The organism is Streptomyces sp. NRRL B-24572, from assembly GCF_002156145.1.
In the GTDB taxonomy this organism is placed as follows: Bacteria; Actinomycetota; Actinomycetes; order Streptomycetales; family Streptomycetaceae; genus Streptomyces; species Streptomyces vietnamensis.
In genome coordinates, this window is record NZ_MWIG01000730.1 from 1 (window position 1) to 2,621 (window position 2,621).

The 2,621-nt window shown below is 70.0% G+C and carries 2 protein-coding genes and 1 pseudogene; all 3 read left to right on the plus strand.

Annotated features, from left to right (window positions below):
• Positions 1-88 precede the first annotated feature (88 nt).
• The gene (locus tag CCN56_RS34650) at positions 89-736 is read left to right on the plus strand and encodes an HAD family phosphatase (RefSeq protein ID WP_086831771.1); all 648 of its coding nucleotides are present in this window, start codon (positions 89-91) and stop codon (positions 734-736) included.
• A 43-nt stretch (positions 737-779) separates the two neighbouring features.
• The gene (locus CCN56_RS34655; RefSeq protein WP_086831770.1) at positions 780-1,979 is read left to right on the plus strand and encodes an MFS transporter; all 1,200 of its coding nucleotides are present in this window, start codon (positions 780-782) and stop codon (positions 1,977-1,979) included.
• Positions 1,948-2,621, plus strand: a pseudogene (locus CCN56_RS34660) (acetoin utilization protein AcuC); the annotation flags it as partial. The gene CCN56_RS34655 and the pseudogene CCN56_RS34660, both read left to right, overlap by 32 nt.

Genomic DNA, 2,621 nt, shown 5'->3' on the forward strand with positions numbered 1-2,621 from the left:
GAGAGTAGGACGCCGCCGAACAATTTTTAGCCTCAACCCCCGGACCTTGTCCGGGGGTTGAGGCATTTTTGCGTTCTACGCTGTGGTCATGCGATACGACCTGATCATCTTCGACAACGACGGTGTGCTCGTGGACAGCGAGCCCATCTCCAACACCCTGCTGGCCGGTTATCTGACGGAGCTAGGGCACCCCACCACGTACGAGGAGTCGGTGCGGGACTACATGGGGTCCGCCATGCATCGCATCCATGAGCTGGTCGAGGAGCGGAGCGGGCAGCGGCTGCCGGCGGACTTCGACGACGTCTTCCACGCGCGCGTGTTCGCCGCGTTCCAGGCGGAGTTGCAGGCCGTGGACGGGGCCGGGGACGTGCTCAAGGGGCTGACCGCTGCCGGCGTTCCGTACTGTGTGGCCTCCTCCGGGAGCCATGAGCGGATCCGGGTCGGGCACCGAAAGACCGGGCTCGACGTCCACTTCAGGGACGAGACGATCTTCAGTGCCGAGGATGTGGGTCGCGGCAAGCCGTGGCCCGACCTGTTCCTGTACGCCGCCGAGCGGATGGGGGTCGCTCCCGAGCGGTGTGTGGTCGTCGAGGACAGCGGGCCCGGCGTGCAGGCCGCCCTGGCGGCCGGGATGGACGTGTACGGGTTCACCGCGATGACGCCGGAGGCCAAGCTCAGCGGGGCCAAGGGGTTCTTCGGGGGGATGGACGAGCTTCTCGCGATTTTGGAGACGTGATCCATCTACCCATCGGTAGTTACCGGCCGTACGCTGTGCCGCCATGACGGATGCGCGGTTGAGGCGTGGGCGGGGATCCCTGGCGGTCAGTTTCTTCGTGCAGGGAGTCACCTTCGCCCTGCTCGTGACTCGAATACCGGCGATCCAGGACCAGTACGGCATCTCGGACGGGCTGCTGCCGGCCTTCCTGGCAGCTGTCCCGATCCTGGCGGGTGTGGCGAGCGTGGCGACCGAGAAGGTCGTCGCCCGGGTGGGGCCCGCGGTCGTGCTGCGGTGGGCGCAGCCCTTTGTGCTCCTGGCGCTTCTTGCCGTCGGGCTCGGATCCCAGCTCTGGCACGCGGCGATCGCGCTCGGGCTCTTCGGGATCGCGGTCGGTTCGCTCGACGCCTCCATGAACATGCTGGGGGTGAGCCTCCAGCGGGCGTACGGGCGGAGCATCATGCTCGGCTTCCACGCCTCGTACAGCCTCGGCGGGATCGCGGGGGCCTCGTTGGCCTGGGTGGGGGCGCACTGGCACCTGTCGCTGTTCGTGTCGTACCTGCCGGTGGTGGCCGTGCTGCTGCCCGTCGCGTTCGTCGGCAGCCGGTGGTACGTGGCCGATGGGGACTCCGGGACGGTCGAGGCGGGGGAGGGCAAGGGGAGCGGTGTCGTCTTCAAGGTGCTGCTGCCGCTCTGTCTGGTGATGACCTTCGCGTACATCGGGGACTCGACGGTCTCCAACTGGAGCGCCAAGTACCTCCAGGACGTGCTCCACAGCTCGGAGGAGCTGGCGACCGTGCCGTACAACGCGTACATGGTGACGACACTGCTCGGGCGGGCCGTCGGGGACCTCGGGGTGCGGCGGTTCGGGGCCGTCGTGGTCGTCCGGGTGGGGGCGGTGCTCGCGGCGCTCGGGTTCGCGGCGGTCGCGGCGGCACCGGGTGCCTGGGCGGGCATCGCCGGGTTCACGGTGCTCGGGTTCGGGCTGAGCGTGATCGTGCCGCAGACCTTCGCCGCGGCGGGGAGGTTGTTCCCGGGGGCCAGTGACGCGGCGGTCGCGCGGCTCAACGTCTTCAACTACGTGGGGTTCCTCGTCGGGTCCCCTCTGGTGGGGGCGCTCGGGGACGCGTGGAGCTATCGGGGGGCCATGGTGGTGCCGATGGCGCTGGTCCTGGTGACGGTGGTGTACGCCACGTCGTTCGGTGCGCGAGAGGCCCGATACGGTGGCGGGTATGAGCAGCCGCGCACTGTTGATGTGGGATGAAGCTGTCACGCGGTACGACTTCGGGTCCGAGCACCCGATGGATCCGGTACGGCTCGCGCTGACGATGTCGCTGGTGCGGGCCTACGGGCTCGACCGGGCGGTGGACGTGGTGGCGGCGAAGCCGGCCGGGGACTCGACGCTGCGGCTCGTGCACCGCGAGGACTACGTGGCGGCGGTGCGGGCGGCCTCGGCGGATCCGCGCCGTGCCGACCAGGCGTACGGGCTCGGGACGGTCGACGATCCGGCGTTCGCCGGGATGCACGAGGTCTCGGCGCTGATCGCCGGGCAGTCGGTGGGGGCGGCGGAGGCGATCTGGCGCGGGGAGGCCGCGCACGCGGTGAACTTCGCCGGTGGACTTCACCACGCCATGCCGGGGACGGCTTCCGGTTTCTGCATCTACAACGACGCCTCGCTCGCCATCGCCCGGCTGCTCGAACTGGGTGCGGAGCGGGTCGCGTACGTGGACGTGGACGTGCACCACGGGGACGGGGTGCAGGCGGCGTTCTGGGAGGACCCGCGGGTTCTGACGGTCTCGCTGCACGAGCATCCGCGGACGCTGTTCCCGCAGACGGGCTGGCCGGAGGAGACGGGCGCGGCGGGGGCCGGTGAGGGCGGGGCCGTGAACGTGGCGCTGCCGGCCGG